Source organism: Massilia suwonensis, assembly GCF_042655665.1.
Classification (GTDB): Bacteria; Pseudomonadota; Gammaproteobacteria; order Burkholderiales; family Burkholderiaceae_D; genus Telluria; species Telluria suwonensis.
In genome coordinates this window covers 434,797-461,519 of record NZ_JBHSMR010000001.1, presented here as the reverse complement: position 1 = coordinate 461,519, position 26,723 = coordinate 434,797, and the positions used below count along the sequence as shown (strand labels likewise).

General features: G+C 65.6%; 24 protein-coding genes and 1 other RNA gene. 20 read left to right on the top strand and 5 right to left on the bottom strand.

The genetic code is table 11. The features are described from left to right. Window positions 1-3 precede the first annotated feature (3 nt). Window positions 4-1,704 (bottom strand): thiamine pyrophosphate-binding protein, encoded by a 1,701-nt coding sequence (locus ACFPQ5_RS01985; RefSeq protein WP_379751381.1) that lies wholly within the window; start codon window positions 1,702-1,704, stop codon window positions 4-6. A gap of 129 nt (window positions 1,705-1,833) precedes the next feature. Between ACFPQ5_RS01985 and rnpB the strand changes: the two genes are divergently transcribed. The 3 genes from rnpB (at window position 1,834) to ACFPQ5_RS01970 (ending at window position 4,209) form a co-directional block, all read left to right on the top strand. After that, window positions 1,834-2,182: RNase P RNA component class A (rnpB, locus tag ACFPQ5_RS01980), an RNA gene on the top strand. 18 nt (window positions 2,183-2,200) lie between these two features. Next, a complete protein-coding gene (gene glpK / locus ACFPQ5_RS01975) occupies window positions 2,201-3,688 on the top strand; it encodes a glycerol kinase GlpK (protein ID WP_379751379.1) in 1,488 nt (495 codons plus the stop codon). After that, complete coding sequence (locus tag ACFPQ5_RS01970; protein WP_379751377.1) at window positions 3,688-4,209, top strand: PH domain-containing protein; 522 nt, start codon at window positions 3,688-3,690, stop codon at window positions 4,207-4,209. Before glpK ends, ACFPQ5_RS01970 begins: the two co-directional genes overlap by 1 nt. A 20-nt stretch (window positions 4,210-4,229) precedes the next feature. Here ACFPQ5_RS01970 and ACFPQ5_RS01965 read toward each other — a convergent pair whose 3' ends face one another. Together ACFPQ5_RS01965 and ACFPQ5_RS01960 are read right to left on the bottom strand one after the other, a co-directional pair. Further along, a complete protein-coding gene (locus tag ACFPQ5_RS01965) occupies window positions 4,230-4,931 on the bottom strand; it encodes a fumarylacetoacetate hydrolase family protein (RefSeq protein ID WP_379751375.1) in 702 nt (233 codons plus the stop codon). 60 nt (window positions 4,932-4,991) lie between these two features. Then, window positions 4,992-5,942 (bottom strand): AAA family ATPase, encoded by a 951-nt coding sequence (locus ACFPQ5_RS01960; protein ID WP_379751373.1) that lies wholly within the window; start codon window positions 5,940-5,942, stop codon window positions 4,992-4,994. A gap of 452 nt (window positions 5,943-6,394) precedes the next feature. On the opposite strand from ACFPQ5_RS01960, the gene mraZ reads away from it, so the two are divergent. From mraZ to ftsZ, 15 genes are all read left to right on the top strand, one after another. Beyond that, the gene (mraZ, locus tag ACFPQ5_RS01955; protein WP_379751371.1) at window positions 6,395-6,823 is read left to right on the top strand and encodes a division/cell wall cluster transcriptional repressor MraZ; all 429 of its coding nucleotides are present in this window, start codon (window positions 6,395-6,397) and stop codon (window positions 6,821-6,823) included. A gap of 7 nt (window positions 6,824-6,830) precedes the next feature. Beyond that, window positions 6,831-7,793 (top strand): 16S rRNA (cytosine(1402)-N(4))-methyltransferase RsmH, encoded by a 963-nt coding sequence (gene rsmH, locus ACFPQ5_RS01950; RefSeq protein ID WP_379751628.1) that lies wholly within the window; start codon window positions 6,831-6,833, stop codon window positions 7,791-7,793. Then, window positions 7,790-8,062 carry a cell division protein FtsL gene (gene ftsL / locus ACFPQ5_RS01945; RefSeq protein WP_136220782.1) on the top strand — a complete coding sequence of 91 codons (273 nt, stop codon included), beginning with the start codon at window positions 7,790-7,792 and terminating at the stop codon, window positions 8,060-8,062. The genes rsmH and ftsL overlap by 4 nt, the downstream gene beginning before the upstream one ends. Continuing rightward, window positions 8,059-9,834: a peptidoglycan D,D-transpeptidase FtsI family protein gene (locus ACFPQ5_RS01940; protein ID WP_379751369.1), complete on the top strand. Its 1,776-nt coding sequence runs from the start codon at window positions 8,059-8,061 to the stop codon at window positions 9,832-9,834. Before ftsL ends, ACFPQ5_RS01940 begins: the two co-directional genes overlap by 4 nt. Further along, entirely contained in the window at window positions 9,834-11,372 is a 1,539-nt protein-coding gene (locus tag ACFPQ5_RS01935; protein ID WP_379751626.1) for a UDP-N-acetylmuramoyl-L-alanyl-D-glutamate--2,6-diaminopimelate ligase, read from the top strand. The genes ACFPQ5_RS01940 and ACFPQ5_RS01935 overlap by 1 nt, the downstream gene beginning before the upstream one ends. Next, a complete protein-coding gene (locus ACFPQ5_RS01930; protein ID WP_379751367.1) occupies window positions 11,372-12,742 on the top strand; it encodes a UDP-N-acetylmuramoyl-tripeptide--D-alanyl-D-alanine ligase in 1,371 nt (456 codons plus the stop codon). The genes ACFPQ5_RS01935 and ACFPQ5_RS01930 overlap by 1 nt, the downstream gene beginning before the upstream one ends. Next, a complete protein-coding gene (gene mraY, locus ACFPQ5_RS01925) occupies window positions 12,742-13,911 on the top strand; it encodes a phospho-N-acetylmuramoyl-pentapeptide-transferase (RefSeq protein ID WP_379751365.1) in 1,170 nt (389 codons plus the stop codon). Before ACFPQ5_RS01930 ends, mraY begins: the two co-directional genes overlap by 1 nt. Before the next feature lie 4 nt (window positions 13,912-13,915). Further along, window positions 13,916-15,412: a UDP-N-acetylmuramoyl-L-alanine--D-glutamate ligase gene (murD, locus tag ACFPQ5_RS01920; protein ID WP_379751363.1), complete on the top strand. Its 1,497-nt coding sequence runs from the start codon at window positions 13,916-13,918 to the stop codon at window positions 15,410-15,412. After that, a complete protein-coding gene (ftsW, locus tag ACFPQ5_RS01915) occupies window positions 15,412-16,629 on the top strand; it encodes a putative lipid II flippase FtsW (protein ID WP_379751361.1) in 1,218 nt (405 codons plus the stop codon). The genes murD and ftsW overlap by 1 nt, the downstream gene beginning before the upstream one ends. A gap of 8 nt (window positions 16,630-16,637) precedes the next feature. Further along, window positions 16,638-17,708: an undecaprenyldiphospho-muramoylpentapeptide beta-N-acetylglucosaminyltransferase gene (murG, locus tag ACFPQ5_RS01910; protein ID WP_379751624.1), complete on the top strand. Its 1,071-nt coding sequence runs from the start codon at window positions 16,638-16,640 to the stop codon at window positions 17,706-17,708. Continuing rightward, window positions 17,708-19,096, top strand: coding sequence for a UDP-N-acetylmuramate--L-alanine ligase (gene murC / locus ACFPQ5_RS01905; RefSeq protein WP_379751359.1), 1,389 nt, complete (start codon window positions 17,708-17,710; stop codon window positions 19,094-19,096). Before murG ends, murC begins: the two co-directional genes overlap by 1 nt. 14 nt (window positions 19,097-19,110) lie before the next feature. Beyond that, window positions 19,111-20,058, top strand: a complete 948-nt coding sequence (locus ACFPQ5_RS01900) for a D-alanine--D-alanine ligase (protein WP_379751622.1) — start codon at window positions 19,111-19,113, stop codon at window positions 20,056-20,058. Between the two features lie 4 nt (window positions 20,059-20,062). After that, window positions 20,063-20,890, top strand: coding sequence for a cell division protein FtsQ/DivIB (locus ACFPQ5_RS01895; protein ID WP_379751357.1), 828 nt, complete (start codon window positions 20,063-20,065; stop codon window positions 20,888-20,890). An 11-nt stretch (window positions 20,891-20,901) separates the two neighbouring features. Further along, entirely contained in the window at window positions 20,902-22,134 is a 1,233-nt protein-coding gene (gene ftsA, locus ACFPQ5_RS01890) for a cell division protein FtsA (RefSeq protein ID WP_136220792.1), read from the top strand. 147 nt (window positions 22,135-22,281) lie between these two features. Beyond that, window positions 22,282-23,481: a cell division protein FtsZ gene (ftsZ, locus tag ACFPQ5_RS01885; RefSeq protein WP_379751355.1), complete on the top strand. Its 1,200-nt coding sequence runs from the start codon at window positions 22,282-22,284 to the stop codon at window positions 23,479-23,481. Window positions 23,482-23,663: 182 nt separating this feature from the next. Here ftsZ and ACFPQ5_RS01880 read toward each other — a convergent pair whose 3' ends face one another. Next, window positions 23,664-24,128, bottom strand: a complete 465-nt coding sequence (locus ACFPQ5_RS01880) for a carboxymuconolactone decarboxylase family protein (RefSeq protein ID WP_379751353.1) — start codon at window positions 24,126-24,128, stop codon at window positions 23,664-23,666. 66 nt (window positions 24,129-24,194) lie between these two features. Further along, complete coding sequence (gene sigJ / locus ACFPQ5_RS01875; RefSeq protein ID WP_379751351.1) at window positions 24,195-25,085, bottom strand: RNA polymerase sigma factor SigJ; 891 nt, start codon at window positions 25,083-25,085, stop codon at window positions 24,195-24,197. Between the two features lie 156 nt (window positions 25,086-25,241). On the opposite strand from sigJ, the gene ACFPQ5_RS01870 reads away from it, so the two are divergent. Beyond that, entirely contained in the window at window positions 25,242-25,745 is a 504-nt protein-coding gene (locus ACFPQ5_RS01870; protein ID WP_379751349.1) for a peroxiredoxin, read from the top strand. A gap of 110 nt (window positions 25,746-25,855) precedes the next feature. Further along, a complete protein-coding gene (locus ACFPQ5_RS01865; protein WP_379751620.1) occupies window positions 25,856-26,698 on the top strand; it encodes a DMT family transporter in 843 nt (280 codons plus the stop codon). The last annotated feature ends 25 nt before the right edge of the window (window positions 26,699-26,723 follow it).

Below are 26,723 nucleotides of genomic sequence, written 5' to 3'. Positions count from 1 at the left end.
GTTTCAACCCACCTTCGCCGCCTGCGCGGCCTTGCGCATCGCCTCCAAAGTCAGGTTCGGCGTGATCAGGTTGCCGTCGTAGCGCAGCTCGATCACGGCCGGAAGGTTCTTGCCCTTCGTGTACTCGAGTGCCCGCGCCAGGGCGGGTGCGAAGTCGGCCGTCTTCTCGACCACTTCGCCATGGCCGCCATAGGCCTGCGCCAGCGCCGCGAAGTCCGGGTTGTGCAGGGTCGTGCCCGACACGCGGCCTGGATAGGTCTTTTCCTGGTGCATGCGGATGGTGCCGAACATGCTGTTGTTGAAGACGACGATGATGACGCCGGCCTTGTACTGCACCGCGGTCGCCAGTTCCTGGCCGGTCATCATGAATTCGCCGTCGCCGGCAAAGGTGACGACGGTGCGCTGCGGATCGACGATTTTCGCGGCGATCCCCGACGGCACCGCATAGCCCATCGCGCCGTTGGTCGGCGCCAGCTGGGTACGCATGGCGCCGTAGCGGTAGAAGCGGTGCGCCCAGGAAGCGTAGTTGCCGGCACCGTTCGTGATGATGGCGTCGCGCGGCAGCACGGCCATCATGTCCTGCACCACTTGCCAGAGGTCGAGCGGGGCCTGGCCGTCCTTGAAGATCGGCGGCTGCTGCTGGAAAGCGGCGAGATCGGCCTTGGCTTCGGCGACCGTGTGGCGCCAGGCGCTGGCGTCGACCGGTTCCATCGCGGCCAGCATCGACGTGATCTGCGGCGCGCCGCTGGCGATCATCAGCTCGGCCTGGTAGACGCTGCCCAGCTCCTCGGGATCGTTATGGATGTGGACCAGGCGCTGCTTCGGCACCGGCGAATCGAGCAGGGTATAGCCGCCGGTCGTCATCTCGCCCAGGCGCGGGCCGATCGCGATCACCAGGTCGGCATCTTTCACGCGCGCGGCCAGCTTCGGGTTGATGCCGATGCCGACGTCGCCGATGTAGTGCGGATGCGCATTGTCCATCAAATCCTGGAAGCGGAAGGTGCAGGCCACCGGCAGCATGTTCGCTTCGGCAAAGGCTTGCAGGTCGGCGCAGGCCTGCGCGTTCCAGGTGCCGCCCCCTAACAGGACGACGGGACGCTGCGCTTCGGCCAGCATGCCGCGCAGCGTGTCGATCTGGGCCTGCGAAGGGGCGGCCTGCACCGGCTGGTAGCGGCGCGTGTCGGCCACTTGCGCGGTGTCGACCAGCATGTCTTCCGGCAGCGCCAGCACGACGGGGCCCGGACGGCCGCTGGTGGCGATTTGAAAAGCGCGCGCGATGTATTCGGGCATGCGGTCGGCGCGGTCGATCTGCGCCACCCACTTCGCCATCTGGCCGTACATGCGGCGGTAGTCGATTTCCTGGAAGGCTTCGCGGTCGACGAAGTCGTTGCCGACCTGGCCGATGAACAGGATCATCGGCGTGGAATCCTGGTAAGCGGTGTGCACGCCGATCGACGCATTGGTCGCGCCCGGACCGCGGGTGACGAAGCAGATGCCGGGCTTGCCGGTCAGTTTGCCGTAGGCCTCGGCCATGAAGGCCGCGCCCCCTTCCTGACGATTGATGACGAAGCGGATATCGGAATCGTGCAGGGCGTCGAGCACGTCGAGATAGCTTTCGCCGGGCACGCCAAAGGCGGTGTCGACGCCGTGGACATGCAGTGCATCGACCAGGATCTGGCCGCCGGTGCGGGAAGGGTGCGTCATGTGTCGGTCATCCTCAAAGATTGGGCATCGTGGCATTCTATGCAATCGTCGCGGCCCGGACTATTCAAATGGCGACACCGATTTTCAGAAATGGCGGCGCCCACCCCCATCGGGTACAATGGCGCCCGTGAAGCAGGCCAGACAGCCGCTGGCTGGTACCTCGGTACCGGCGGGAGGAAGGTCCGGACTACACAGAGCGGGGTGACGGTTAACGGCCGTCCGCCGAAAGCCTCTGGTGCAAGCCAGGGGTATAAGGCGAGGAATAGGGCCACAGAGACGAGCGTATTAAGTTACGGTGAAACGCGGTAACCTCCACTCGGAGCAATTCCAAATAGGCACGCGTTGATGTTGCTCGCGGAGCGTGCGGGTAGGAAGCTTGAGCGCCGGAGTAATTCGGCGCCTAGAGGAATGGCTGTCATAGGGGCGTCCCGCAAGGGAGACCACTACACAGAATCCGGCCTATCGGCCTGCTTTACACTGAATTCCAGGGGGACGCGTGCCTCAATACATCCTCGCACTCGACCAGGGAACGACCAGTTCCCGCGCCATCCTGTTCGATCGCCAGGGACAGGTCTTCGCCTGCGCCCAGCAGGAATATCCCCAGCATTTCCCGCAGCCCGGCTGGGTCGAGCACGACGCCCTCGACATCTGGGAAAGCCAGCTCGCCTGCGCACGCAAGGTGATTTCCGATAGCCGTGTACCCGCGTCGCAGATCGCCGCCATCGGTATCGCCAACCAGAGAGAGACAACCGTGGTCTGGGACCGGGCCACGGGCGAACCGGTCGCGCGCGCCATCGTCTGGCAGGACCGGCGCACCGCCGGCGCCTGCGACCGCCTGCGCGAAGCGGGGTATGCGCGCCAGATCAGCCGCAGCACCGGCCTGGAACTGGACGCCTATTTCTCCGCCACCAAACTGCAATGGCTGCTCGAGAACGTGCCCGATGCGCGCGAGCGCGCCCTGCGCGGCGAACTCTGCTTCGGCACCATCGACAGCTGGCTCGCCTATAAACTGTGCGGGCGCCACGTCACCGACGTCAGCAACGCCTCGCGCACGATGCTCTACAACATCCACACGATGCGCTGGGATCCGGCCTTGCTCGACCTGTTCGGCATCCCCGAGGCGATGCTGCCGGAAGTAGTGCGCAGCTCGGACCGGGTTGGCGTGGCGCGCGAGGAATGGTTCGGCCATCCGATTCCCCTGAGCGGCATCGCCGGCGACCAGCAGGCCGCCACCTTCGGCCAGGCCTGCTACGACAAGGGCATGGTGAAAAATACCTACGGCACCGGCTGCTTCATGCTGATGCACTCGGGCTACGTGCCGCCGGTCTCGCGCAACCGCCTGCTGGCGACGGTCGGCTGGAAGATCGACGGCCGTACCGACTACATGCTGGAAGGCAGCGTCTTCATGGGCGGCGCCACCGTGCAATGGCTGCGCGACGGACTCGGCATCATCAAGGAGTCGAGCGAGGTCGAGGCGCTGGCGACCTCGGTGCCCGACAGTGGCGGGGTGATGCTGGTGCCGGCTTTCGTCGGCCTCGGCGCGCCGCACTGGGATCCGTATGCGCGCGGCACCATCGTCGGCATGACGCGCGGGACCTCGAAGGCGCATATCGCCCGCGCCGCCGTCGAGGCGATCGCCTACCAGAGCGCGGAACTGCTGGCGGCGATGCAGAAGGATGCCGCCTGCCCGGTGATGGAAGTCCGCGCCGACGGCGGCGCCGCGCGCAACGATTTATTGATGCAATTTCAGGCCGACCTGCTCGGCGTGCCGGTGGTGCGCCCGCTGGTGACCGAAACGACGGCGCTCGGTGCCGCCTATCTGGCCGGCCTGGCCGAAGGCTTCTGGAGCGGGCGCGAGGAAATCCAGGCGCTGTGGCGCGCCGAGCGCCGTTTCGAACCGGCGATGGCGCCCGAGCGGCGTGACGAACTGCGGGCACGCTGGGCGCGGGCGGTCGAGCATGCCAAGGGCTGGGTCGAGCACTGATGGCGTTTGCGATTCCTTCGGTCGGCGCCCCGGTCTACTTCGCCCTGTTCGCGATCGCGCTGCTGGCCTGCGGCGCCCCTCTGCTGGTGCTGCGCCGCGACGGCCCGGCGCGCACCGCCCGCAACATGGCGTTGGCGGCAGTCCTGATCCTCCCCCTGATGGGCGCCCTCGGGTTCACGATGTCGGACAACGAACTGCGGCTCGAGGGCGGCAAGCTCATGCTGCACGCGGCGCATTTCTACCGGCAGGAGCGGCCGCTGGCTGAGTTCGACCTGCCGCGGGCGCGCGCCGGCAGTCTGGACGCGATTCCCGAAGCGCATTTAGGCGTGCGCAGCAATGGCATCGGCCTGCCGGGGTATGCGGCAGGGCGCTTTGCGGGGCGGGGCGGGGCAGTGTTTGCGCTGCTGACGGACCGCAGCCGGGTGGTGTACCTGCCGGCCAGGACGGGGCCTTCGCTCCTGATCAGCGTAGAGCAGCCGGAGCGCTTCCTGGCGGCGCTGCGCGCTGCGCAAGCCAGGTAATACGCCGGCCGCTGCCGTACTTACGATTTCTCCACAATCTCCAGATCGAACTCGTCGACGCCGGCAACTTCCCCATGCACCCGGTCTCCCGGCTGCAGCGCACCCACGCCACCCGGCGTCCCCGTAAAGATCAGATCCCCCGGCGCCAGCGTCACGAGTCGCGACAGGTGGCTGATGATGTCCGCGATCGGCCAGATCATCTCGTTCAAACAGCCTTCCTGGCGCACTTCGCCGTTCACGGTAATGCGGATCGATGCATCCTCGGTCGGGTGACCGAAGGCGCTCACCGGGCGCAGCGGGCTGCAGGGTGCGGAAGCGTCGAAACCCTTGGCCATGTCCCACGGACGGCCCGTGTCTTTCGCGACCGATTGCAGGTCGCGCCGGGTCAGGTCGATGCCGACGCCGTAGCCCCACACCTTGGCCAGCGCCTCGTCGGCCGGGATGTCGGCGCCGCCCGAGCGCATGGCGACCACCAGTTCGATCTCGTGGTGCAGCTCCCTGGTCGCCGACGGATAGGGCAGGGCGCCTTCGGCCTGGACGACGGCGTCGGCCGGCTTCATGAAGAAGAAAGGCGGCTCGCGGTCCGGGTCGCTGCCCATCTCGCGGGCGTGGGTGGCGTAGTTGCGGCCGACGCAGAAGACGCGGCGGATGGGGAAGCGGGCGCTGCTGCCGAAGATGGCGAGGGAAGGCGTGGCGGGTGGCGTGATGGCGAAGTCGGTCATGAGGCTCTCTGGTTGACGATATGAGCTCATTCTAGCGTCGCCGCGCGTTTTGCGGCACTTCTAGAAACCGATGCGCCCCCGTCCCGCCACCGTGCGCACGCGCACGTCCTCGACCGTCACGTGCGCGCGCCCATCGGCGACCGCATAGCCCAGGCTGTCGAGCAGGGTCTTGCGCAGGTCGCGCGGAGCGACCGGGGCCAGCTTGTCGAGCACCGCATCGGGCAGGCGGGCGTCGAAGCCGGACAAATTCAGTTCCACCAGCAGCGCCGCATACATGCGCTGGGCGATGCCGGCGGCCTGTTCGGGCGTCGGCGCCGGCACTTCGTACACGGCCATCCGGTTCAATAGCGGCGCGGGAATGCCTTCGACCGAGTTGGCCGTCAGCACCCAGAAGATCTGGCTGGCGTCGATCTCGACGTCGATGAATTCGTCGCGGAAGGCGCGCGAGGTTTCCGGTTCCAGTAACTGGTAGAGGGCGGCCAGCGGGTCGGACTGCGAGGAGCCGGTCGCTTTTTCGACTTCGTCGAGCACGACGACCGGGTTGGCGTACTGGCCGCGCACGAGTTTTTCGGCGACCTTGCCGCACTTGGCGCCGCGCCAGCTGGCCGAGCTGCCGGTGATGACGAAGCCGGCGGAGAGGGCGTTCATGCTGATCAGTTCGCAGTCCGTGCCCATGGCGCGCGCCAGGCGCTTGGCGAAATGGGTTTTACCTACGCCGGGGCCGCCCAGCAACAGGATCGGCATCACATTGAAACCCTTGTTGCCGGCGTGGGCCAGGCGCAGGTAGCGCGCCAGGTCGTCGAGCACGGTGTCGAAGTTGGGACACTCCTCGAGCAAAGGGGAGAGGGCGTCGATCGAGGAAGGGGTGGTCACGAAACGCTCTGGGCCGGTTTCGAGCATGCGTTCATAAAACGCTTCGAGTTCCGGGGAGCGGCCGCGGCTGCGGTCAAGGGCATCCTGCACGTCGAGCAGGTCGTACACGGCGCGGGTGCGGGCAATGGTCAAGGTCACGTCTTTCTCCTTGCTATTACGACAAACGCCCAGCGGTGTCGCCACACTGCCGGGCGATGAGAAATGCTAACCCGTCCAGCATGAATTCGCAATTTTTTAGCTGTGCAGTGCGGACCTTGCGCGTTGCTGTCACCACAGCCGTAAAGACAGAATTTTTTTCTTAATTGCAACGATGCTGCCAGCTTGTCTAGATGAGGAACGACTTTCACTCATTAAGCTAAGTGCTTAATTTTCCGAGATATTTTTTCTTGAAGCTGTATGAGGGAACAGCGCTAAGTCCTTCATTTCATTAACAAAATCCGGATTTTTCCTACCGGAATTCGCTTGACCAGTAACAACGCTTCCTCTAAAGTGGGAAACAGTGTGAAAAAGTGCAGTTTTGTGGGAGAAGTTCAGGTCTCCCGGCGCGCAAAACAACTAAACTGATAACCCTCCAAAGCTAGGTAACTTACGTGTTTCAAGGCGCGTCTGCGATCAATCTCGATGCGAAGGGCCGGATGTCCATTCCGGCCAAGCATCGTGACGCCCTCGCGCTCCAATGCGAAGGCCGCCTCACGCTTACCCGCCACCCGCACGGCTGCCTCCTGTTCTTCCCGCGTCCCGTCTGGGAAACCCACCGCGACCAGATCGCGGCCTGGCCGATGTCCGCGCGCGCGTGGCAGCGCATTTTCCTTGGTAACGCCTGCGATGTCGAGATGGACACCGCCGGCCGCGTCCTGATTTCGCCCGAACTGCGCGCCGCCGTCGGCCTGGAAAAAGAAGTGATGATGCTCGGCATGGGCACCCACTTCGAGATCTGGGACGCCGCCAAGCTGGCCGCCGATGAAGCATCCGCCGTCGCCGGCGGCATGCCCGATGTACTTTCCAATTTCTCTTTCTGAGGCACGGATGACGATAGCCACTCCGGTGCCCGAGCTGCTGCATCGCACGGTACTGCTTGACGAAGCGGTCGATGCCCTCGACCTGGCCGGCCCGCGCGCCGACGGTATCTATATAGATGGCACCTTCGGCCGCGGCGGCCACAGCCGCCTGATCCTGTCGCGCCTGGGGCAGAAGGGCCGCCTGGTGGCCTTCGACAAGGACCTGCAGGCGATCGCCACCGCGCAGCAGATCAGCGACCCACGTTTTACCATCGTCCACGACAGCTTCGCCACGATGGGCACGGCACTGGCCGCCCAGGGCGTGGCGCAGGTGGACGGCATCCTGCTCGACCTGGGCATCTCTTCGCCGCAGGTCGACGACGCCACGCGCGGATTCAGCTTCCGCAACGACGGCCCGCTCGACATGCGGATGGACACGACACGCGGACTCTCGGCCGCCGAATGGCTTGCCACGGCGGACGTCCAACAACTGGAAAAGGTGATACGAGATTATGGGGAAGAACGGTTTGCTTTTCAGATTGCAAAGGCGATTGTTGCTCGCCGGGCAATCGAGCCAATTTCAGGCACACGCCAGCTTGCCGCAATCGTGGCAGACGCGGTCAAGACTCGGGAAAAAGGCAAGGATCCGGCCACCCGCACCTTTCAGGCTATCCGGATTTTCATCAATAAAGAGCTTGAGGACCTCGAGGCCGGACTGAACGCCGCCTACGCCATGCTCGCGCCCGGTGCGCGCATGTCGGTGATCAGTTTCCACTCGCTCGAAGACCGTATGGTCAAGCAATTTTTCGCCAGCAAAGCCAAGGTACCGCAGCCGGACCGCCGCCTGCCGATCCGTGCCGTCGACCTGCCGCAGCCGCAGATGAAGCTGATCGCCAAGATCAAGCCGTCCGACGCGGAGGTCGACGCCAACCCGCGCGCCCGTTCGGCGGTGCTGCGCGTGGCCGAGCGCCTGGAGGATGCGAGTAAATGAGCAACAAGCTCAACGTCATCCTGGCCGCCGGCCTGATCGCCTGCGGCCTGACGCTGGTGAACGCGCGCTATCAGTCGCGCCACCTGTTCATCGAGCTCGAGCGCCTGCAGCAGCAGTCGCGCCAGCTCGACATCGACTGGGCCCAGCTGCAGCTGGACCAGTCCACGCTCGGCAAGAACGAACGCATCGAGCAGATCGCCCGCACCGAATTGAACATGACCCCGCTGACCCCGGCCCGCACCCAGTACCTGACGGAGGGCGCGCAATGAAGCGCGACAAACCCTTCACCACCGGGCGCGTCGCCGCCGCCAAGGGCATGGCTTTCTCGAAAAGCCCGGTGCTGGCCGTGCGCCTGCCGGACTGGCGCTCGCGCGTGATGCTGTTCGTGCTGTTCGCGGCCTTTGCCGCGCTCGGCGCGCGCGCGCTCTGGCTGCAGGGCATGTCGACGACCTTCCTGCAAAAGCAGGGCAAGAGCCGCTACGAGCGCACGCTCGAACTGCCGGCCACGCGCGGCAAGATCATGGACCGCAACGGCGAAGTGCTGGCTTCCTCGCTTCCGGTGAAGGCCGTCTGGGCGATCCCGGAAGACGTGCTGGCCTCGCCGCCGGAAAAGCTGACGGAACTGGCGCGCCTGCTCGAGATGCCGGAAGCGGAACTGCGCAAGAAGCTCGATTCGGACCGCACCTTCGTTTACCTGAAGCGGCAAGTCGAGATGGACGTCATCGCCAAGATCGAGAAGCTCAAGATCTCGGGCCTCGACACGCGCAAGGAATACAAGCGCTTCTACCCGCAGGGCGAAGTGATGTCGCACATGGTCGGCTTCACCAACGTCGAAGACGTGGGCCAGGAAGGCATGGAACTGGCGCAGCAGAAGTCGCTGGTCGGCGCACCGGGCAGCCGCAAGGTCATCAAGGACCGCCTGGGCCGCATCGTCGAAGACCTGGGCTATTCGCGCGAGCCGCACGACGGCAAGGACCTGACCCTGTCCGTCGATTCCAAGCTCCAGTACATCGCCTTCACCAGCGTGAAGAACGCGGTCGAGAAGTTCAACGCCCAGGCCGGCGGCGCCGTCGTGCTCGACGTGCAGACCGGCGAAGTGCTGGCCATGGCCAACTACCCGAGCTACAACCCGAACGACCGCCGCAAGCTCACCGGCGCCCAGCTGCGCAACCGCGTCATCACCGACACCTTCGAACCCGGTTCGACGATCAAGCCGGTGACGGTGGCGCTCGGCCTCGAGACCAAGCGCATCACCCCGAACACCGTGTTCGATACCTCGCCCGGCCGCATGGTCGTGACGGGCAAGACCATCCGCGACACTCACAACTACGGCGTGCGCGACGTCGGCGGCATCATCCAGAAGTCCTCGAACATCGGCGTCGTGAAAATCTCGCAGCTGATCCCGCCGCAGGAAATGTGGGAGATGTACACCAAGCTCGGTTACGGCCAGGCCCCACGCTTCGGCTTCCCCGGCCCGACCGCCGGCCGCGTGCGTCCATGGAAATCCTGGCGCCCGATCGAATACGCGAACATGGCCTTCGGCCACGGCCTGTCGGTGTCGCTGCTGCAGATGGCGCGCTCGTACATGATCTTCGCCCGTAACGGCGACATCATTCCGCTGTCCTTCGTGAAGGTGGACGAGCATCCGGTCGGCCAGCAGGTCATCTCGCCGAAGACCGCGGCGCAGGTGCGCACCATGCTCGAATCCGTCGTCAGCCCGGAAGGCACCGCCTCGAAGGCGCAGGTGCCGGGCTACCGCATCGGCGGCAAGACCGGTACCGCCGAGAAGATCGTCAATGGCCACTACTCGCGCACCGACAACATCGGCTATTTCGTCGGCATCGCGCCGATGTCCAAGCCGCGCTTCATCATCGCCGTCATGGTCGACAATCCAAGAGGCGCGCTGCGCACCGGCGGCAGCGTCGCGGCGCCGACCGCGGCGGACCTGGCGGCCAATGCGCTGCGGGCCGCGAACGTGCCGCCGGATTCGTCGGTCACCGACATCATCATTCCCGAAGAACCACTCGAGGAGAGTTTGTGATGGCCGCAAACAAGAGCGAAATCAGCCAGCGAGACGTCGCCCGATGGATCGTAGCCGCCGCACCGGGCGGCAATCTCGTTTCCGACTCCCGCCAAATTACAGCGGGCGACGTCTTCTTTGCCTATCCCGGCGAAACCGCCGACGGCCGCCGCTTCATCGCGCAGGCGGTGGCCAACGGCGCCGTCGCCGTGGTCCATGAAGCGCGCGATTTCGCATGGGACGAAGCGATCCAGGTGCCGCACCTGGCCGTGCCGGACCTGAAAGCCCAGGCCGGCATGATCGCCCACTCCGTGCTCGGCCAGCCCGACGCTGACATGTTCACCGTCGGCGTCACCGGCACCAACGGCAAGACCTCGTGCTCGGTCTGGCTCGGCCAGGCCTTCGCCAAGCTGGGCGAAACGGCCGCCGTGATCGGCACCCTGGGTGTGGCCATGTTCAAGGCCGGCAGCGAACCCGAATTCAACGTCACCGGCTACACCACGCCGGACGCCGTGCTGCTCGCCAGCCGCCTGGCCGCCGTGCGCGAAGCGCGCGCCCGCGTGCTGGCGATCGAAGTGTCGTCGATCGGCCTGGTCGAAGGGCGCACCGCCGGCCTGCACTTCGACGTCGCGATTTTTACGAACCTGACGCGCGACCACCTCGATTACCACGGCACGATGGAGGCTTACGAGGCCGCCAAGATCAAGCTGTTCGAGTGGCCGGAACTCGGCACCGCCGTGATCAACCTCGACGATCCGGCCGGCCAGCGCCTGGTCAAGCACCTGCGTGCCACCAATCCGGGCCTGCCGATCACCGGCTATACCCTGCATGACGCGGCCGCCCAGCCGGCCATCGAGGGCGTAAACATCCTGCGCGCATCCAATAAACGCAGCCGGCCGCAAGGTTCCGAATTCCAGCTCGAGACCGAGCAGGGTAGTCAGCTCGTGAAAACCCAGCTGGTCGGCCACTTCAACATCAGCAATGCGCTGGCCGTGCTGGGCGCGCTGCTGGCCAAGGGCATCGAACTGCCGCGCGCGATCGAGGCGATTGAAGCGCTGGTGCCGGCCCCGGGCCGCATGCAGCAGGTCGGCGGCCAGGACGCGCCGCTGGTCGTGATCGATTACGCTCACACGCCGGACGCGCTGGAGAAGACCCTGCACGCGCTGCGCCAGGTCGCCGACGAGCGCGGCGGCCAGCTGTGGTGCGTGTTCGGCTGCGGCGGCGACCGCGATCCGGGCAAGCGCCCGCAGATGGGCGCGATCGCCGAAGGCGCCGACCAGGTCATCGTCACCAGCGACAATCCGCGCAGCGAAGAGCCGGGCGCGATCATCGCCCAGATCGTGGCGGGCATGAAAACCGATCGTTATCAGGCGCTCGAGGACCGCGCCACCGCGATCCTGGCCGCCGTCAAGCAGGCGGATAAGCAGGACGTGATCCTGCTGGCAGGGAAAGGCCACGAGCCCTACCAGGAAATCAAGGGCAAGAAGCTGCCGTTTTCCGACGCCGACCATGCGACGCTGGCCTTGAGCGCGCGGCTCACCATGATGAGGACGCACTGATGCGCGGTTCGCTCGCACAACTGATGTCGTCGATCCCTGGCGCCCGCCTGAGCGGCGACGCCACCTTCGACAACGTCTCGACCGACAGCCGCACGGCGAAAGCTGGCGCGCTGTTCGTCGCATTGCGCGGCGAAACCTTCGATGCCCACGACTTCCTGGCGCAGGTGGCGGGCAACGGCGCCGCCGCGGTCGTGGCCGAGCGCCTGCCGGAAGGCTGGACCCTGCCGGCCATCGTCGTACCGAACACCCTGACGGCACTGGGCCAGATCGCCAACAGTTGGCGCCGCCAGTACGCCATTCCCCTGATCGGCGTCACCGGCAGCAACGGCAAGACGACGGTCAAGGAGATGATCGCGTCCATCCTGGCCGCCGCCTTCAGTGAAGACACGCGCCTGGCCACGCAGGGAAACCTGAACAATGAGATCGGCGTGCCGCTGACGCTGATGCGCCTGGAAGCGTCGCACCGCGCCGCCGTGGTCGAACTCGGCATGAACCACCCGGGCGAGATCGGCCGCCTGGCCGCGATCGCCCAGCCGACCGTCGGCCTGGTCAACAACGCACAGCGCGAGCACCAGGAATTCATGCACACGGTGGAAGCGGTGGCGCAGGAAAACGGTTCGGTGCTGGCCGCCTTGCCGCCTGACGGCGTGGCTGTGTATCCGGGCGACGACACCTACACCGCGCTGTGGCAGGGTTTAGCGGCGCACTGCCGCAGCATCACCTTCGGCCTTCCCGACGCTTGCGACGTGCATGCGACTTACAGCAGCACCGGATTCGGTAACAATTTGAAAGTAACGACGCCAGGCGGCGCATTCGCGCTGACACTGGCGGCCGCGGGCGAACACAACGTGCGCAATGCGCTCGCGGCGATCGCTTGCGCGCTGGCGGCCGGCATCGACCAGGCCACCATCGTGCGCGGCCTGGAAGCCTTTGCCCCGGTCGGCGGACGCCTGCAGCGCAAGCAGGCGGCCAATGGCGCGCTGGTGATCGACGACACGTACAACGCCAATCCGGACTCGATGCGCGCCGCGATCGACGTGCTGGCCGCCTATCCGGCGCCGCGCATCCTGGTCATCGGCGACATGGGCGAGGTCGGCACGCAGGGCCGTGAATTCACGGAAGAAATCGGCGCATATGCGCAAAGCCGCGGCATCGAGACGGTGCTGGCGACGGGTGAGCTCTCTCGGTACCTGGTGCCGAGCGGCGCACATCATTACGAGCAGTTTGACGATGTATTGGCAGCACTGGACAAGGCACTGGGCGGCAATTCTGATGCAACTGTGTTGGTGAAAGGCTCGCGCTTCATGAAGATGGAACGCGTCGTCAATCACCTGATCGGATCCACACACACTGGCAAGGACGCCCACTAATGCTGCTCTGGCTCGCTCAATACCTGCAGGACTATATCGGTCCGATGCGTGTCTTTAACTTCATCACCTTCCGCGCGGTGTTCGCCACGATCACCGCGATCGTGATCGGCCTGTTCACCGGTCCGGCCGTGATCCGCAAGCTGACGGAGATGAAGGTCGGCCAGGCTGTCCGTACCCAGGGTCCGCAGACCCACCTGAAAAAACACGGCACCCCGACCATGGGCGGAGTGCTGATCCTGATTGCAATCGCCATCTCGACCTTGCTGTGGTGCGACCTGTCGAACCGCCTGATCTGGCCGGTGCTGGTCGTCACCCTCGGCTTCGGCGCCGTGGGCTGGGTCGACGACTACCGCAAGGTGGTCTACCAGGACCCGGAAGGCATGCGCTCGCGCGAAAAATACTTCTGGATGTCGCTGGTCGGCATCGCGGCCTCGCTCTACCTGGCATTCTCGGTCTCGGCGCCGACTCCGTGGGGCGTCGCCCAGCTGTTCTGGGCCTGGGTGCAGTCCGGCTTTTCGCTCGACCTGCCGCCGAAAGCCGACCTGATCGTCCCCTTCTTCAAGACCATCAGCTATCCGCTGGGCGTCTGGGGATTCATCGCGCTCACCTATTGCGTGATCGTCGGCTCGTCGAACGCGGTCAACTTCACCGACGGCCTCGATGGCCTGGCCATCATGCCGACCGTGATGGTGGGCGGCGCCCTCGGCCTGTTCGCTTATCTCACCGGTAACGTCACCTATTCGAAGTACCTGTTCATCCCGCACATCGCCGGCGCCGGCGAACTGCTGATCTTCTGCGGCGCGATGGCGGGTGCGGGCCTGGCCTTCCTCTGGTACAACGCGCACCCGGCGCAGATGTTCATGGGCGACGTCGGCGCGCTGGCGCTGGGCGGCGCGCTCGGCACCATCGCCGTCATCGTGCGCCAGGAAATCGTCCTGTTCATCATGGGCGGCGTGTTCGTGGCCGAAACCCTGTCGGTGATCATCCAGGTCAGCTGGTTCAAGTACACGAAAAAACGCTATGGCACCGGCCGCCGCGTCTTCCTGATGGCGCCGCTGCACCACCATTTCGAACAAAAGGGCTGGAAGGAGACCAAGGTCGTGGTCCGCTTCTGGATCGTGACGATGGTCCTGGTCCTCGTCGGCCTCTCTACCCTGAAACTGCGTTAATCGAATGAACTACGACGGCAAACTCGCACTGGTGCTGGGGCTCGGGGAATCCGGGCTCGCGATGGCGCAATGGCTAGGCCAATGCGGCGCGCGCGTGCGCGTGGCCGATACGCGTGCCGAGCCGCAGCGCTTGCCGGCACTGCGGGAAGCGGTGGCGGATGCCGAGTTCGTCCACGGCGAGTTCGGTGCTGCGCTGCTCGAGGGCGTTGATTTCGTCGCCGTCAGCCCTGGCCTCGCGCCGAACAAGGAACTGGCTTCCATTTCCCCGGCCGCTCAGGAAAAGAACATCCCCGTCTGGGGCGAGATCGAACTCTTCGCGCAGGCACTGGCCGCGTTGAAGCTCGAACGCGGCTATGCGCCGAAAGTCATCGCCATCACCGGCACCAACGGCAAGACCACGGTCACGAGCCTGACCGGACTGCTGTGCCGCCGCGCCGGCTTCGACACGCGCGTGGCCGGCAACATCAGCCCGGCGGCGCTGGACGTGCTGCGCGAGGCGCTGGCGGACGACAAACTGCCGCAAGCCTGGGTGCTGGAACTGTCCAGCTTCCAGCTGCACACGACTTACAGCCTGAATGCCGACGCGGCCACGGTGCTGAACATCACCCAGGACCACCTCGACTGGCATGGCGACATGGCCGCCTACGCCGCTGACAAGGCGCGCATCTTCGGTCAAGACACCACCCGCGTGCTGAACCGCGACGACGCGACCGTGATGCGCATGGGCGCGCCGGGCGTCCCGCAGATCACCTTCGGCACCGGCGAACCGCAGGAAGCGGGCAGCTTCGGCATCGTCAACGAGCGCGGCGTGCTGTGGCTCTCGACCGCCGTTGCCGGCGAAGCGAGCGAGAAAAAACTGAAAAAAGGCGAGGTTGCGGAACCGGTCGAAACGAGCATCAGCCGCCTGATGCCGGCCGACGCCCTGAAAATCCGCGGCCTGCACAATGCCTCGAATGCGCTGGCCGCACTGGCCCTGTGCCGCGCCGCCGGCCTGCCGCTGGCGCCGCTGCTGCACGGCCTGCGCGAATACGCGGGCGAACCGCACCGTGTGGAACTGGTCGCCAGCATCGACAACGTCGACTTCTATGACGACAGCAAGGGCACGAATGTCGGCGCCACCGTCGCCGCGCTGCTCGGCCTCGGCAAAGCCTTTACGGGCGAAGACCAGCAGATCCTGCTGATCGCCGGCGGCGACGGCAAGGGCCAGGACTTCACGCCATTGGCCGAACCGGTCTCGCGCTACGTGCGCGCCGTGCTGCTGATCGGGAAGGATGCGCCGGCTGTGAAAGCCGCGATCGAGCCGTCCGGCGTGCCGTGCTTCGACTTCGACGACCTGCCGCAGGCCGTGCGCCGCGCCGCCGGTCTGGCGCGCAGCGGAGACAGCGTGCTGCTGTCCCCGGCCTGCGCCAGCCTCGACATGTTCACGAACTATGCGCACCGCGCGCAGGTGTTCGTCGACGCCGTGCGCGAGCTGGCCCTGGAAAAAGGGCAGGAGATCTGATGGCCTTCCAGATCCCGTTCAAATTCTCGGGCTCCGCCAGCGATGCGGCCATTGCCGAGCGCTCGCGTCCCTCGAAGATGATGGACTACGACCAGCCGCTGGTCTGGGTCACCCTGATCCTGATGCTGTTCGGGATGGTGATGGTGTATTCGGCTTCGATCGCGCTGCCGGATTCGCCCAAGTTCGCCTACCTGCAGGGCCGCCACGAATACTTCCTGTTCCGCCAGATGGCCTTCATCGTGGCCGCGATCGCGGCCGCCTGGGTCACCTTCCGCATTCCCGTCGCCACCTTGCAGAAGATGGCGCCGATGATGTTCGTCGGCACCCTGGTGCTCCTGATGCTGGTGCTGATCCCGGGCGTCGGCGTGGTCGTCAACGGCGCGCGGCGCTGGCTCTCGCTGAAGGTGTTCAACCTGCAGCCGTCGGAGATGATGAAGATCGTCGCCGTGCTGTACGCAGCCGACTTCACGGTACGCAAGCAGCAGTACATGCACAAGCTGACCAAGGGCTTCATGCCGATGGCTTTCGCGATCGGCGTGGTCGGCATGCTGCTGCTGCTCGAGCCCGACCTCGGCGCCTTCGGCGTCATCGTCTGCATCGCCATGGGCATCCTGTTCCTGGGCGGCTTCAACATGATCTGGTTCGGCGGCATCGGCGCCATCCTGGTGCTGATCTTCACCTCGATCATCGCGCTGTCGCCGTTCCGCCGCGCGCGCATGTTCGCCTACCTCGACCCGTGGCAGGAAGACAATGCGCTGGACAAGGCATACCAGTTGACCCACTCGCTGATCGCCTTCGGCCGCGGCGAGATCGCCGGCGTCGGCCTCGGCAACAGCGTCGAGAAGCTGCACTACCTGCCGGAAGCGCATACCGACTTCATCATGGCCGTGATCGGCGAGGAGCTGGGCCTGGTCGGCGTGCTGGTCACGCTGGCGCTGTTCTACTGGATCGTCAAGCGCGCCTTCGACATCGGCCGCCAGGCGATCGCCCTCGACCAGTTCTTCGCGGGCCTGGCTGCGAAAGGCATCGGCATCTGGATCGGCGTGCAGACCTTCATCAACATGGGCGTGAACCTGGGCCTGCTGCCGACGAAGGGCCTGACGCTGCCCCTGATGAGCTATGGCGGCTCGGGCGTCGTCATCAACTGCATCGGCCTCGCGATCCTGCTGCGCATCGATTACGAGAACCGCGTCCTGATGCGGGGAGGCCGCCTGTGAAGAAGCTCATGATCATGGCGGCCGGCACCGGCGGCCACATCTTCCCGGGCGTGGCGATCGCCCAGACCATGCGTGAACGCGGCTGGCTTGTCACCTGGCTCGGCACCGCGCACGGCATGGAACGCGAGTTCGTGCCGAAGCACGGCATCGAGATGGACACCATCGATTTCGCCGGCCTGCGCGGCAAGGGCCTGATGCACACCGTAAAGGGCGCATTCAAGATGGCGGCTTCCTTCGGCGCCTGCCTGGGCTACCTCGGCAAGCGCAAGCCCGACGTGGTGCTGGGCATGGGCGGCTACGTCACCGTGCCGGGCGGCCTGATGGCGCGCACGCGCGGCATTCCGCTGGCGCTGGTGAATGCCGACGCGGCCCTGCTGTTGTCGAACAAGACCCTGAGCCCGATGGCGCAGCGCGTGCTGTTCGGCTTCCCGGCCGACTTCGGCAACGCCGCGGGCAAGGCCGTCGTCACCGGCAATCCGGTGCGCCAGGCCATCCTCGACCTCCCAAGCCCCGCCGCACGCTTCGCCGGCCGCACGGGTCCGCTGCGCGTGCTGGTGGTCGGCGGCAGCCTGGGCGCCAAAGTGCTGAACGACAGCGTGCCGGCCGCGCTGGCGCGCATCGACGCCAACGTGCGTCCGATCGTGACCCACCAGTCGGGCAAGAAGAACATCGAGGCCCTGCGCGCGGCGTATGCGCAGGCGGAAGTGGAAGCGAACGTGGTCGACTTCATCGACGACATGGCGGCGGCCTATGCGCAGGCGGACCTCGTGATCTGCCGCGCCGGCGCCATCACCGTGTCGGAACTGACGGCGGCAGGCGTGGCCAGCGTGCTGGTGCCGTTCGTGGCGAGCACCACCAGCCACCAGCGCGACAACGCGGTCTGGATGGACAAGCAGCAAGCGGCGATCCACCTGGCGCAGGGAGAGCTGTCGGCGGAAAAGCTGGCGCAGCTCCTGATGTCGACCACGCGCGCGGACTGCCTGGCAATGGCCGAGGCGGCGCAAAAGGTCGGCAAGCGCAATGCGAATGAAGAAATTGCGGACGTGTTGGAACAACTGGCGAAGAACAAACAAAAATAATGAAACATAAGATCAAACACATTCACTTCGTCGGCATCGGCGGCAGCGGCATGAGCGGCATCGCCGAAGTGCTGCTCAACCTCGGCTACAAAGTCTCGGGCTCGGACCTGGGCAGCAATGCTGCAAGCGCCCGCCTGAAGGACCTGGGCGCGCGCGTCTACCTCGGCCACGCTGCCGACAACATCCTCGGCGCCGACGCCGTGGTCACCTCGACCGCCGTCAACGAAGCCAATCCGGAAGTGATGGCCGCACGCGCCGCGCAGATCCCGGTCGTGCCGCGCGCGATCATGCTGGGCGAACTGATGCGCCTGAAGCGCGGCATCGCGATCGCCGGCACCCACGGCAAGACCACGACCACCAGCCTGGTCGCTTCCGTGCTGGCCCAGGGCGGCCTGGATCCGACCTTCGTCATCGGCGGCCGCCTGAACAGCGCCGGCGCGAATGCGAAACTCGGCACCGGCGACTACATCGTGGCCGAAGCCGACGAGTCGGATGCATCCTTCCTCAACCTGTCGCCGATGATCGAGGTGATCACCAACATCGACGCCGACCACATGGAAACCTACGAACACGACTTCGAAAAGCTGAAGGCCGCGTTCGTACACTTCACCCACCGCCTGCCGTTCTACGGCCGCGTGATGTTGTGCATCGACGACAAGCATGTGCGCTCGATCCTGCCGCAGGTGACCAAGCCGGTGACGACCTATGGCTTCTCGGAAGACGCGCAAGTGCGCGCGCTGGACGCCTACGCCGACGGCGTGCACATGCACTTCACCGTGCGCCAGCAGGGCTACCCGGACACCAAGTTCGTGCTCAATCAGCCGGGCATGCACAACGTGCTCAACGCCTGCTCGGCCATTGCGATCGCGCGCGAAATCGGCATCGACGATGCCGCCACCGCGCAGGGCCTGCTGGAATTCCGTGGCGTCGGCCGCCGCTTCACCCGCTACGGCGAGGTGGCGCTCGAAGGCGGCGGCAGTTTTACGCTGGTCGACGACTTCGGCCACCACCCGGTCGAGACCGAGGTGACCCTGGCCGCGGCGCGCGCCGCCTACCCGGGCCGGCGCCTGGTGCTGGCTTTCCAGCCGCACCGCTACAGCCGCACGCGCGACCTGTTCGAGGATTTCGTCAAGGTGCTGAGCGCACCGGACGTGCTGCTGCTGTCCGAGGTGTACCCGGCCGGCGAAGCCCCGATCGTTGCGGCCGACGGCCGGGCCCTGGCGCGCTCGCTGCGCGCCGGCGGCAAGATCGAACCGATTTTCGTGGAAACGATTGCCGAGATGCCGGCAGCGATCCTGCAGGCGGCACGGGACGGCGACGTCGTGCTGACCATGGGCGCGGGCTCGATCAGCGGCGTTCCACATCAACTGACATCTGATCAAAGGTAAGCATCGTGAGCGACATCATCACCAACTTCGGCAAGGTCGGCGTCCTGTACGGCGGCCGTTCGGCGGAACGCGAGATTTCCATCCTGTCCGGCACCGGCGTGCTGCAGGCGCTGCAAAGCCGCGGCATCGACGCGCACGGCTTCGATCCGGCCGAGCGCTCGCTGGCCGAACTGGCCGCGGAAAAATTCGACTGCGTCTTCATCGCGCTGCACGGCCGCTACGGCGAAGACGGCAGCCTGCAGGGCGCCCTCGAGCAGCTCGGCATCCCCTACACCGGCAGCGGCGTCATGGCCTCGTCGGTCGGCATGGACAAGATCACCACCAAGATCATCTGGCTGTCGAAAGGCATCCCGACCCCGCGCTACGCGACCGTCACCCCGGGCGACGACCTGGAAAAGATCGTCGCTGAACTGGGCCTGCCGCTGATCGTCAAGCCGCCGCTCGAAGGCTCGACCATCGGCATCACGAAAGTGGAAAAGGCCGAGGAGTTCGAGGCAGCCGTGGCCCTGGCCGCCGGCTTCGACGAAGTCATCCTGGCCGAGGAATTCGTCACCGGCCGCGAGTTCACGGTCGCCGTGCTCGGCACCGGCAAGGATGCGCGCGCGCTGCCGATCGTCGAGATCGTGGCCCCGGAAGGCAACTACGACTACCAGAACAAGTATTTTACGGACGACACCCAGTACCACTGCCCGGCGGACCTGCCGGCGGAACTGACGCAAGAGATCCAGAAGCACGCCGTGGACGCCTACCGTGCGCTCGGCTGCGAAGGCTGGGCCCGGGTCGACGTGCTGGTGCGCGAGAGCGACATGCGGCCCTTCCTGCTGGAGGTGAATACCTCGCCCGGCATGACCGGCCACTCGCTGGTGCCGATGGCGGCGCGCGCGGTCGGCATCAGCTACGAAGACCTGTGCATCGAGATCCTGCGTTCGGCCCGCTGCAAGATGGTCAAGGCACAAGGCTAAAAGAATGTGGCATGACGTACGCGCCCTGAACGCCACCGCCAGCACGCTGCTGGCGGCGACGCTGCTCGCCGGTATCGCGAGCGGCGTGTGGTGGCTGTCGCAGCGGCCGATGTTCACCTTGCGCGAAGTGCGCATCGAGAGCCTGTACAAGATCGACCTGAAGCACGTGAACGAACTGACGGTACGGAACAGCGTCCTTGGCAAGATCCGCGGGAATTTCTTCACCACGGACCTGGACCAGGTACGCACGACTTTCGAAGCCGTGCCCTGGGTGCGCCGCGCAACGGTGCGCCGTGAGTGGCCGAACGGCCTGATCGTCGAAGTGGAAGAGCACGAGGCGCTCGGTACCTGGGGCGAGGGACGCCTGCTGTCGGTGAAGGGCGACGTCTTCACCGCCAACCTCGCCGAGGCCGACGACGACCACGAACTGCCGGCCTTCTTCGGTCCGGCCGGCAGCGAGAAGGACGTGCTGGCGCGCTTTTCGGAGCTGCGCTCGTGGTTCGCGCCGGTGAAACTGGTGCCGCAGGAACTGGCGCTGTCCTCGCGTTACGCCTGGACCGTCAAGCTGGACAACGGCATGAGCGTGGAGCTCGGCCGCGAGCAGGACAAGAACACCGTCAAGGCGCGCGTGCAGCGCCTGGTCGGGGTCTACCCGCAGCTGGTCGCCCGGCTGCAGGAAGGCCGCATCGATACGATCGACATGCGCTACCCGAACGGGCTGGCGCTGTCTTCCGCGGCCCTGACGGTGCCGACGGATGCCAACAAGCCTGTGAAGGCCGCGGCGAAGAAGAAAACAAAAACTCCGACTAACAAGCCAACAAAGCAAATCTAAGCAGGCGAGCAATGACAAAAGACGCGAAAAACCTGATCGTCGGCCTCGACATCGGCACCTCGAAGGTGGTGGCGGTCGTGGCCGAGGTGATGTCCGACGGACGCCACGAGGTCATCGGCCTCGGTCAGCACGAGTCGAAAGGATTGAAGAAGGGCGTCGTGGTCAACATCGAGGCCACGGTCGAATCGATCCAGCGCGCGCTCGAAGAGGCCGAGCTGATGGCCGACTGCAAGATCCGCAATGTCTATGCAGGCATCGCCGGCAGCCATATCCGCTCCTTCAACTCGAGCGGCATGGTGGCGATCAAGGACAAGGAAGTCACGCCGACCGACGTCGCGCGCGTGATCGAGACGGCCAAGGCGGTCAACATCCCGACCGACCAGCAGCTGCTGCACACGGTGCCGCAGGAATTCATCGTCGACAACCAGGAAGACGTGCGCGAGCCGATCGGCATGAGCGGCATCCGCCTGGAAGTGCGCGTGCACATCGTCACCGGCGCGGTGTCGGCGGTGCAGAACATCGTCAAGTGCGTGCGCCGCTGCGGCCTGGAAGTGTCGGACCTGATCCTGCAGCCGATGGCCTCGGCCGACGCGGTGCTGACCAACGACGAGAAGGAACTCGGCGTGGTCATCATCGACATCGGCGGCGGCACCACCGACATCGCGGTCTTCAGCGACGGCGCGATCCGCCATACGGCCGTGATCCCGATCGCCGGCGACCAGATCACCAGCGACATCGCGATGGCGCTGCGCACGCCGACCGGCGAAGCCGAGGAAATCAAGCTGCGCTACGGCGTGGCCAAGCAGGTGCTGGCCGATCCGGGCGAGACGCTCGAGGTGCCGGGCCTGGGCGACCGCGGTCCGCGCGCGCTCTCGCGCCAGGCACTGGCCGCCGTCATCGAGCCGCGCGTGGAAGAGCTGTTCGCGATGGTGCACCAGGTGGTGCGCGAGTCCGGCTACGAGGGCGTGCTCTCGTCGGGCGTCGTGCTCACCGGCGGCACCTCGATGATGCCGGGGATGATCGAGATGGCCGAGGACATGTTCCTGAAACCGACGCGCCTGGGCACGCCGGACTATCGCGGCCAGCTCGCGGACGTGGTGCGCAGCCCGCGCTACGCGACGGTGTTGGGTCTGTTGTTGGAAGCGAAAAAACAGTATTTGCGGGGCTATACCGTGACGCGCCAGGATAGCTCGGTAAAGGCGGTGTGGCAGCGCATGAAGGAATGGTTCTTGGGGAATTTCTGAGCAGTAACGAGAGTGACAAAGAAGCGTCTTTGATTCGATACAAAACACATATTTTTTATAATACTTAGCAGTATCCATGCGCTAGGCCTGATACCCTTATGAGGTTTGGTGCATGGATATGGCACTTTGAAAATTAGGAGTCTCATCATGGAGTTCGATATGGTCGATAACGCAGCACTGGGAACGGTGATCAAGGTCGTCGGCGTGGGTGGTGCAGGCGGTAACGCCGTGCAGCACATGATCAACAAAGGTGTGTCGGGCGTCGAATTCATCGCCGCCAACACCGATGCCCAGGCGCTTGCCGTCTCGAGCGCGAACAACATCATCCAGATCGGCGAGTCCGGCCTGGGTGCCGGCATGCGTCCGGAAGTCGGCCGCCAGCTGGCCGAGCAGACCCGCTCGCGCATCGAGGATTCGCTGCGCGGCGCGCACATGGTCTTCATCGCTGCCGGCATGGGCGGCGGCACCGGCACCGGCGCCGCACCGATCGTGGCCGAAGTGGCCAAGACCATGGGCGCCCTGACCGTCGCCGTGGTCTCGAAGCCGTTCTCCTACGAAGGCCAGAAGTGCATGGACGTGGCCGAAGCCGGCCTGGAAGAGCTGTCGAAGCACGTCGACTCCCTGATCATCATCCTGAACGAAAAGCTGGAAGAGATCTACGAAGACGAATCGATGCTGGACTGGATGAAGCATGCCGACGACGTGCTGAACAACGCCGTTGCCGGTATCGCCGAGATCATCAACGTGCCGGGTCACATCAACGTCGACTTCAACGACGTGAAGACCATCATGAGCGAGCAGGGCAAGGCCATGATGGGCACCGCGACCGCCTCGGGCGTGGACCGCGCGCGCATCGCCGCCGAACAGGCCGTCGCGTCGCCGCTGCTGGACGGTATCGACCTGTCGGGCGCCAAGGGCGTGCTGGTCAACGTGACCGCGTCGCGTGGCCTGAAGGGTAAAGAGATCAAGGAAGTCATGGCCGCCGTGCGCGCCTTCGCCGCACCGGACGCGTCGATCGCACAAGGCATCGCCTACGACGACGCGATGGGCGACGAGATCCGCGTGACCGTCGTTGCGACCGGCCTGGGCAAAGCCAAGAAGATGCAGCTGGTGCAGCCGCAGCCGCAGCAGATGCTGCGCACCGGCACCTACAACGCGCCGATGATGGGCAGCGCCCTGCCGACCGGCGGCGTGGCCATGGGCCATGCAGCCGTCGGCGCCGACGCAGCCCACAAGCAGCCGGCCGTGTGGCGCCGCGAGCAGGCATCGGAGCAGGTGCAGGCGATGCAGCGTAATGGTGTCGAGACCTACGACATTCCGGCGTTCCTGCGCAAGCAAGCCGACTAAGCTTTTATAAGCTGAATCGAAAACCGGGATCGGAGCGCAAGCTCCGGTCCCGGTTTTTTTGTAGGGGTAGTCGAGGCCAATGGCCTCGACTACGGTTTCATCGGGCGCTCCGTGCCCACCAAAATCTCGCGGATCGTTGGCTGTTCGACCTGTCGGTGGGCACGGGGCGCCCACCCTACGAATTACATGCCTGGCGGCGGGACTTCGGGGATCTGGGTGTGCAGGCTGACGTTGAGCATGTTCCATCCTCGGATCGCCGCGATCGCATAGCCCAGCTGGACGATCTCTTCTTCGTTGAAATGTTCGCGCAGCTCGGCGAAGTCGGCGTCGGAAGGCGACGAATGCGGAATCGCATTCACCGCTTCCGCCCAGCGCAAGGCCGCCTTTTCGCGCGCGCTGAAGAAGGGCGCTTCGCGCCAGCCGGCCACCGCATTCACGTGGCGCGGGTCCATCTCCTGCTTGATGAGGTCGCGCCAGTGCATGTCGATGCACAGGCCGCAGCCGTTGATCTGCGAGACGCGCAGGTTGACCAGTTCGACCAGGCGCGCGCCGAGGGAGCTTTCCCTGGCGCTGCCGGAGAGGGCGATCATCGCCTGGCGGCTGGCCCGGGCGAAACCAAAGAGATTGATGCGTGCTGCGTGCGACATGATGTGTCCTTTCAGGGTAGTGGGGACGCACCCTGCGCCCCTCATGCCATCAAGACGCGCCAGCCTTCAATCCTGTGACAGCGCCTGCGGCAAGCCGAGCAGCTTGTCGGGATTGCGGATCACGAAGGCGGCCACGATGCGGCCCTCGTCGACGATGAAAGCGTGCGCCGACTCGAGCCTGCCCTCGACATAGCGCAGCAGTCCGGGTTCGCCGTTGACCCGGGCCTGGCGGTAGGCGACGCGGCCCGGGAAGGCGTGTTCGAGCGACCAGTAGACGCCCGCCACGCGGCCGGCGCCGTGCAGCACGCGCAGGAAGGACTTGGCCTTGCCGCCGCCGTCGGACACCAGGCTGACTTCATCGGCCATGAGCGCCTTCATCGCGGCGCGGTCGCCGCTGGCCGCCGCCTGCATGAAACTGCCGAGCAGGGCGCGGTGGGTTTCGGGCTGGACGGCAAAGCGCGGCTGCTGCGCGCGCACCCGTTCCTGGGCGCGGTGCACCAGCTGGCGGCAGGCGGCTTGCGTCTTGCCCAGCATGGTGGCGATGTCGGCATAGTCGTGGTCGAACACCTGGCGCAGCAGGAAGGCGGCGCGCTCTTCCGGCGCCAGGCGCTCGAGCACCCACATGAAGGCCACCGAGACGTCGCTCGACAGTTCGGCCAGGGTTTCCGGCGTGCGTTCGTCGAGCTCGACCAGCGGCTCGGGCAGCCACCAGCCGATGTAGGCCTCGCGCTCGGCCTTGCGGCTGCGCAGGCGGTCGATCGCCAGGCGCGTCGCGATCGTGACGAGCCAGGCTTCGGGCGTCTGCACGCTGTCGTGTGCGCTGGCGTGCCAGCGCAGCCAGGCGTCCTGGACCACGTCGTCGGCATCGGCGCGGGTGCCGAGCATGCGGTAGGCGATGGCGAACAGGCGCGGGCGGACCGCTTCGAACTGGGCGGTGGAGGTGGCATCGAGGGACATGATGATCGCAGTGTAGAACAGGGATACCGGCAAGACGAAGCGGCGCGCCGTTTTGTGACAGCCCTGACAGCCGAAGACGGGGGCGTGCCGTGCAAGCCTTGGCCGCATCAGGCATACTTGCAAGGTTTTCAAAAATATCACCTGAGGATTACCGACATGACCATCAAGATTGGCGAACGCCTGCCGGAAGGCACCCTGGCCGAATTCATCGAGACCGAAACCGAAGGCTGCTCCCTCGGCCCGAACACTTTCCAGGTCGCCGACCTCGTGAAGGGCAAGAAGATCGCCATCTTCGGCCTGCCGGGCGCCTTCACCCCGACCTGCTCGGCCAAGCACGTGCCGGGCTACGTCCAGAACGCCGACGCCCTGAAAGCAAAAGGCGTCGACGAAATCTGGTGCATCTCGGTCAACGACGCCTTCGTGATGGGCGCGTGGGGCCGCGACCAGAAATCGACCGGCATCGTGCGCATGATGGCCGACGGTAACGCCGCCTTCACCAAGGCCCTGGGCCTGGACGCGGACTTCTCGAAGCACAACATGGGCACGCGCTCGCAGCGCTACTCGATGCTGGTCGAAGACGGCGTCGTCAAGCAGCTCAATGTGGAGCAGGGCGGCTTCGACGTCTCGAGCGCCGAAACCATGCTGACGCAACTGGGCTGATCGCCTTTCTTCGTATGACCCGACGGCGCTGCGGCGCCGTTTTTATTCTGTAGCCCATGCATACCCAAGCAACGAGCAAATTGAGCGGCAACCTGCGCAGCATCCGCGCGATGCTGGTCGCCGTGTTCATGTTTTCGCTGATGGACACCTGCATGAAGCTGCTCGCCGCCCACTACCCGGCGATGCAGGTGGCGGCGCTGCGCTCGCTTTCGTCTCTGCCGCTGGTGTGCGCCTACGTCGCCTGGCGCGGCGGTTTTGCGACCATGCTGCGCGTGCGCTGGTCGCTGCAGCTGCTGCGCGCCGGCGTCGGCATCGCCATGCTGGCCCTGTTCGCCTATGGCCTGAAGCAGCTCTCGCTGGCCGAGGCGTATTCGATCTTCTTCATTGCGCCGGCCCTGATCACGGCGCTGTCCGTGTTCGTGCTGAAGGAAAAAGTGAACCTGGCGCGCTGGATCGCGATCTTCGTCGGACTCGGCGGCGTGCTGGTGGTGCTGCGTCCGGAAGGCGGCGGCTTCCTGACCCTGGGCGGGCTGGCCATCCTGGCATCGGCCGTCTGCTATGCGATCTCCGCCATCGGCGCGCGGGTGCTGGCGCGGACCGACAGCAGCGAGCAGATCATGTTCTGGCTGATGCTGATGATGGCCATCGGCGCCACCGTCCTGGCGCTGCCGGCCTGGATGCCGCTCGACGCGGCCCACGCCTGGCTGCTGTGCGCGCTGGCCGTGAGCGGTTTCTTCGGCCAGCTGGCGATCACCGAAGCGTTCAGCCATGGCGAAGCTTCCGTAGTCGCGCCCTTCGAGTATTCGGCCCTGGCCTGGGGCGTGGCGATCGACTGGCTGCTGTGGCAGGCGCTGCCCGACGGCTATACGCTGGTCGGCGCGGCGATCATCATCGGCAGCGGCATGTACTTGATTCGGCACGAGAAAGTCCACACCGAGGCCGAGCACCCCTGAGCGTGTGGCGTATGCACATCGCTTA

Coding starts and splice junctions, on each gene's coding strand:
- ACFPQ5_RS01985 (WP_379751381.1), bottom strand. CDS start 1,704: ATGACGCACCCTTCCCGCACCGGCGGCCAGATCCTGGTCGATGCACTG.
- ACFPQ5_RS01970 (WP_379751377.1), top strand. CDS start 3,688: ATGGCGTTTGCGATTCCTTCGGTCGGCGCCCCGGTCTACTTCGCCCTG.
- ACFPQ5_RS01965 (WP_379751375.1), bottom strand. CDS start 4,931: ATGACCGACTTCGCCATCACGCCACCCGCCACGCCTTCCCTCGCCATC.
- rsmH (WP_379751628.1), top strand. CDS start 6,831: ATGACGATAGCCACTCCGGTGCCCGAGCTGCTGCATCGCACGGTACTG.
- ftsL (WP_136220782.1), top strand. CDS start 7,790: ATGAGCAACAAGCTCAACGTCATCCTGGCCGCCGGCCTGATCGCCTGC.
- ACFPQ5_RS01940 (WP_379751369.1), top strand. CDS start 8,059: ATGAAGCGCGACAAACCCTTCACCACCGGGCGCGTCGCCGCCGCCAAG.
- ACFPQ5_RS01935 (WP_379751626.1), top strand. CDS start 9,834: ATGGCCGCAAACAAGAGCGAAATCAGCCAGCGAGACGTCGCCCGATGG.
- ACFPQ5_RS01930 (WP_379751367.1), top strand. CDS start 11,372: ATGCGCGGTTCGCTCGCACAACTGATGTCGTCGATCCCTGGCGCCCGC.
- mraY (WP_379751365.1), top strand. CDS start 12,742: ATGCTGCTCTGGCTCGCTCAATACCTGCAGGACTATATCGGTCCGATG.
- murD (WP_379751363.1), top strand. CDS start 13,916: ATGAACTACGACGGCAAACTCGCACTGGTGCTGGGGCTCGGGGAATCC.
- ftsW (WP_379751361.1), top strand. CDS start 15,412: ATGGCCTTCCAGATCCCGTTCAAATTCTCGGGCTCCGCCAGCGATGCG.
- murG (WP_379751624.1), top strand. CDS start 16,638: ATGATCATGGCGGCCGGCACCGGCGGCCACATCTTCCCGGGCGTGGCG.
- murC (WP_379751359.1), top strand. CDS start 17,708: ATGAAACATAAGATCAAACACATTCACTTCGTCGGCATCGGCGGCAGC.
- ACFPQ5_RS01895 (WP_379751357.1), top strand. CDS start 20,063: ATGTGGCATGACGTACGCGCCCTGAACGCCACCGCCAGCACGCTGCTG.
- ftsA (WP_136220792.1), top strand. CDS start 20,902: ATGACAAAAGACGCGAAAAACCTGATCGTCGGCCTCGACATCGGCACC.
- ftsZ (WP_379751355.1), top strand. CDS start 22,282: ATGGAGTTCGATATGGTCGATAACGCAGCACTGGGAACGGTGATCAAG.
- ACFPQ5_RS01880 (WP_379751353.1), bottom strand. CDS start 24,128: ATGTCGCACGCAGCACGCATCAATCTCTTTGGTTTCGCCCGGGCCAGC.
- sigJ (WP_379751351.1), bottom strand. CDS start 25,085: ATGTCCCTCGATGCCACCTCCACCGCCCAGTTCGAAGCGGTCCGCCCG.
- ACFPQ5_RS01870 (WP_379751349.1), top strand. CDS start 25,242: ATGACCATCAAGATTGGCGAACGCCTGCCGGAAGGCACCCTGGCCGAA.
- ACFPQ5_RS01865 (WP_379751620.1), top strand. CDS start 25,856: ATGCTGGTCGCCGTGTTCATGTTTTCGCTGATGGACACCTGCATGAAG.